This window comes from Desulfovibrio sp. (genome assembly GCF_019424165.1).
Taxonomy (GTDB): Bacteria; Desulfobacterota; Desulfovibrionia; order Desulfovibrionales; family Desulfovibrionaceae; genus Desulfovibrio.
This window is the reverse complement of sequence record NZ_JAHZAA010000013.1, coordinates 29,058-33,436: the sequence shown is the minus strand read 5'-3', so window position 1 is coordinate 33,436 and position 4,379 is coordinate 29,058. Positions and strand designations below refer to the sequence as shown.

Sequence of the window (4,379 nt, the reverse complement as noted above, 5' to 3'; positions counted from 1 at the left end):
CCCACAATCTGGGCAAGGGCGACCTGCATTACATGTCCAAACAGCGGGGCTTTGTTATTGGTTCGCTCAAGGCCCTCCAATCCGACCTGCGCCACCTGACGTGGCAGGCCCAGTGCATCGCCAAAGGCGAGTACCAGCACAGGATCAACTTTTTGGGCGATTTTTCCACCGCATTTAACAAAATGGTGGAAGAACTGGACAAAAACGTTTCAGAATTGACCCGCCTTTCTCATAAATACAAGCAGCTTTCTTTTATTGACCCTCTTACCGGGCTGCTCAATCGTCGTGCATTCATGGCCAAGGCCGAAAAAACGCTGGAACTTCTTCGTGAGGAAGGGCTGCCCGCAAGTATTCTTCTTGCGGATATTGACCACTTCAAAGCTGTCAATGATACCTATGGGCACGCCTGCGGCGATGAGGTGCTCGTGCGCTTCAGCCGTTGTATCAGCTCTTTTCTGCGCGAACAGGATTTGTGCTGCCGTTATGGCGGCGAAGAGTTTGTCATACTTCTGGCGGGTGAAGAGCTGGCAGAAGCGTGCGAGCTGGGCGGAAAAATACGTTTGGCTGTGGAGCAGACCGTTATGGATGAAGCTGCCATGCTGCACTGCATGCAGGCCCGCTCCAGAGACGGCCAGGCGTCCATTCCGCATCCCGGTGTACCTCTGCGGATAACCGTAAGCCTTGGCGTCAGCAGGCTGTGCCAGGAGAACGCCTCCTGCTCTCCCTTGCAACAGCTTGAAGCCGGCATCGCCGAGGCGGACAGATGCCTGTACCGGGCCAAATACAACGGGCGCAATTCCGTAGTATGTCAGGATGCCCCCTGTTTTATTCAGGAGTAGCCTGCATGTTGCCACGCCGTGAACCACGCGGCAGCAATTGATTTTTAATGTATTTGTCAATGCATTACAGCGCTCACTGTGGCTCGTGATAGCGCCGGTATACCGTGCCGCTGTCTTCATCCGCAAGCTTTCCTGTAGCGGCTGAAGCTGGTATGCGGCTTTGTTGCGGACGTCTTTCCGCGCAGACGCCAGAGCTGACTGACTTGAGATTACTAAAAATCCCTGAAGGAGACTTCAGGGATTTTTAACTCTGTCTGCGTTGGCATATGCGTCAACGGCATGATGCACAGAGGGCAAACAGTGCCGTTTATTCCCCTGTGAAAAGATTTTCCGGCCCCGGCACCTGCCAGGGGCCGGAAAATCATGTGGGGAGGGGAGTATGTTCTGGCAGCGGCCTGGCCCGGGGGCCACGGCTAGGCGGCCATAGTGTCGAAAAGTTCTTTGGCGCTGTTATTGGCCGGGTTGGCGCCGAGCACAGCTTCAAGATGCGTGCGGGCCTCTTCGCCCCGGCCGAGGTAGATAAGGCAACCGGCCAGGGTTACGCGTACGGCTTCAGCTTCCACACCGGTATTCAGGGTGTCTTCCAGATAGGGCAGCACGTTTTCAACGCAACCCAGCTGATAGGCTTCGCGCACAAGGCAGTTCAGGGCCACGATATTTTCCGCGTTCTTGTTGAGGGCGCGGGCAAAATTGTCAAAGGCTTCCTGATGCTGGCCCTGTTCCATATGGATCAGGCCGATGCCGCACAGGGCCTTGTCGGTTTCTTCTACTGAGGCGGCTTTCTGGTAAAGCACCAGGGCCTTGTCCAGTTCAGCCCGCTGCACGGCCACAGTAGCCAGGCCCAGATAGGGGGCGTCGCTCTGCGTGCTGCTGTTGGCAGCCTTGCGGTAATATTCTTCGGCCTTGTCATAGTCACCCATGAACAGGTAGCACTCGCCCAATTCTTTATTGATTTCGTAATCCAGCTGATTGCTCATATTTTTCTCCCCAACGTAGGCTGGTTTGTGCAAGGCGCTGTATGCGCCATTGGCTTGTCAAGTGGTATGCACTGCTCATGCCAAAATGTAATTATGTAATAAAATCAATTTGATATTTTTCTAAAAAGAAGAAATTAAAGGCATATAGGCAAAGGCGTCCTGCTCAGAACGCCAAAAGTCCGGCAACCTCCGGTGAAGAATGGGCAGGTTTTGCCGCTGCCTGACAGGTCTGCTGAACAAAATGAAAACCGCCCTTTGCTTGAAAGCAAAGGGCGGTTTCAGAATGCGAAGTGAAGGGGCTTCAGGGCTGCCCGGCGGCTGGGCCGCTTCAGTTCGCCGCCACAGTCGGTTGTGCCGTCAACGGGGCGAATTTTGACCTATCGGGTTAGCTGGCACTGGACAGTAAAAAGTCGTTGCCAAAGCTGTTTTGTAAGGCCCCGAAGAAACCATGAGCCTTTTGAAGGGCAACGGCTCTAGCCGCGCAGGCTCTGCGGCCCGCCATGCACGCTGATATGATGCAGCATAACGCCGAGCACCCCCGAAATATCCAGGTGGGAGGTGTCTACAATGAGGGCGTCGGGGGCGGGACGCAGCGGGGCCACAGCACGGTTGCGGTCCAGGGCGTCGCGCTGTCGTATTTGTTCGGTAAGGTTTGTCAGTTCGGCAGCTTCGCCTCTTTCTTCAAGGTCACGCAGGCGGCGCATGGCCCGCACTTCCGGGGCGGCATCAAGAAAAAACTTGAAGCGCGCATCGGGAAAAACCACGGTTCCCATGTCCCGGCCTTCAGCCACCAGAGCGGAACTCTCGCCGATGGCACGTTGGGTCTGGCGCAGGATGTCGCGCACCACAGGCACTGTGGCTATGCGTGCGGCCAGCATTCCCACTTCTTCAGTACGCACTTCGCCGCGCACAGCCACACCGTTGCAGAACAGGGTGGACTGCTGCCCCATGCCCCCCAGGCTGAAGGTCCAGTGGGCGCAGCGGGCGCGCAGTTCTTCTTCCGGCAGCTTTTCTGCTCCCGGCCCCAGTTTGAGGGCTATGCAGCGAAACATGGCCCCGGTATCCAGATAGGCAAGCCCCAGGCTTTCAGCCATGCGGCGGGCCAGGGTGGTTTTGCCTACCCCGGCAGGGCCGTCCAGCGTTACCACAGGCAGGCGCGCATTCATTTCAGCTCCTTGTTATCAAGGCCGTTGGCGGCGCTGTGGTTTTCCAGCAAGATGGCGTCCATAGCGGCCAGAAAGGCCCTGTTTTCATCCTTGTTGCCCACGCTGACCCGCAGATGTTCTGGCAGATTATAGCTTTTGAGCGGGCGTATGATGATGCCGCGCCGCAGCAGGGCCTCGAAGCAGTCCTGAGCGTCAAGGGTATGTTCCGGCAGCCTGAAGAGCACAAAGTTGGCTGCGCTGGGCCAGACGGTGCAGCCCAGTGCGGTCAGCCCCACAGTAAGGGCATTGCGGCCCCGGCGCACGGTATGCATGGTTGCGTCAAGAAAGGCTGTGTCGGCAAGCGCTGCTAAAGCGGCTTCTTCTGCCAGAATGTTGACGGAAAAAGGCAGCCGCGCCCGCCACCAGAGGTCGGCCAGCCCCGGGGGCAGAATGCCGTAGCCCACGCGCAGCCCCGCCAGGCCGAAACTTTTGGAAAATGTACGGAGAAATGCCGTGTTTTCCGGCAACATACCGCCAGCCAGCAAAGATGATTCCTGCTCATTTTCGGCAAAATCCATATAGGCTTCATCCACAACCAGCAGGCAGCGGGGCGCGGTTTTCGCCAGGCGGCGAGCCAGTTGCGCCACGGCTTCACGCGGGGGGCAATAACCCGAGGGATTATCGGGCGTGGTCACAAACACAAGGCGGGTGTTGTCATCCACATGCGAAAGCAGTGCGTCAAAATCAAAAGAAAAATCATTATTGAGGGGCTGCCGTCGCACCTCAACGCCGCCGATGCGTCCCTGAATGGGATAAATGCTGAAACAGGGGTCAAAGCATACGAGATTGTGCACGCCGGGTTGGGCCATGATACGGATAAGCAGGTCTATGATTTCATCCGAACCGTTGCCAACCACCACGCGGGCGGCCTCAAGACTGTGCCTGCGGGCCAGGGCTTCCACCAGGCGGGGATTGCCGCCCTGAGGGTAGCGAAAGCCCATGTCGGCATGGCGTTGTACGGCTTGTATCGCCAGGGGCGGCATGCCCAGGGGGTTTTCGTTGCTGGCCATTTTGATGACTTGGGCAAGGCCGTATTTTTGCTGGATTTCAGCAATGGACAGGCCGGGAACATAGGCCTTGAGGGCAAGAATTTCCTGCCGCACGCTGATCTGGAACATGCTTTCTCCATTACCGGCATGGGGCTGACCGGCAACAAGCGTTTAGTCTGAAGAGTATTCGGTATAGAACAGTGCCATCTCAAAATTGTTCCGGCGTCTGCGCAAGCAGGCGTCCGTCATGAAGACGCAAGGCGGCTTCAGCCGTTGCCCGAGAGGCTGGCGGATGAAGCCGGCAGCGCTATGTGCGCTATCTATGTGCGTCGTAACCCTTTGAGAATATTTATCGCAGATTCAAATAAT

The 4,379-nt window shown here is 56.8% G+C and carries 4 protein-coding genes; 1 reads left to right on the top strand and 3 read right to left on the bottom strand.

Annotation, left to right across the window (positions count from 1 at the left end; genetic code table 11):
• Positions 1 to 839 (top strand): GGDEF domain-containing protein (locus QZ377_RS06600; RefSeq protein ID WP_291440395.1); only part of this gene is annotated, 839 nt, incomplete at its 5' end.
• Positions 840 to 1,252: 413 nt separating this feature from the next.
• Here QZ377_RS06600 and QZ377_RS06595 read toward each other — a convergent pair.
• The 3 genes from QZ377_RS06595 to hisC all read right to left on the bottom strand — a co-directional run bounded on the left by QZ377_RS06595 (position 1,253) and on the right by hisC (position 4,139).
• Entirely contained in the window at positions 1,253 to 1,816 is a 564-nt protein-coding gene (locus tag QZ377_RS06595) for a tetratricopeptide repeat protein (protein ID WP_291440394.1), read from the bottom strand.
• Positions 1,817 to 2,289: 473 nt separating this feature from the next.
• Positions 2,290 to 2,982: a (d)CMP kinase gene (gene cmk / locus QZ377_RS06590; protein WP_291440393.1), complete on the bottom strand. Its 693-nt coding sequence runs from the start codon at positions 2,980 to 2,982 to the stop codon at positions 2,290 to 2,292.
• On the bottom strand, positions 2,979 to 4,139 hold the full coding sequence (gene hisC / locus QZ377_RS06585; RefSeq protein WP_291440392.1) for a histidinol-phosphate transaminase: 1,161 nt from the start codon (positions 4,137 to 4,139) through the stop codon (positions 2,979 to 2,981). The genes cmk and hisC overlap by 4 nt, the downstream gene beginning before the upstream one ends.
• Between the last annotated feature and the right edge of the window lie 240 nt (positions 4,140 to 4,379).

Coding starts and splice junctions, on each gene's coding strand:
- cmk (WP_291440393.1), bottom strand. CDS start 2,982: ATGAATGCGCGCCTGCCTGTGGTAACGCTGGACGGCCCTGCCGGGGTA.
- hisC (WP_291440392.1), bottom strand. CDS start 4,139: ATGTTCCAGATCAGCGTGCGGCAGGAAATTCTTGCCCTCAAGGCCTAT.
- QZ377_RS06595 (WP_291440394.1), bottom strand. CDS start 1,816: ATGAGCAATCAGCTGGATTACGAAATCAATAAAGAATTGGGCGAGTGC.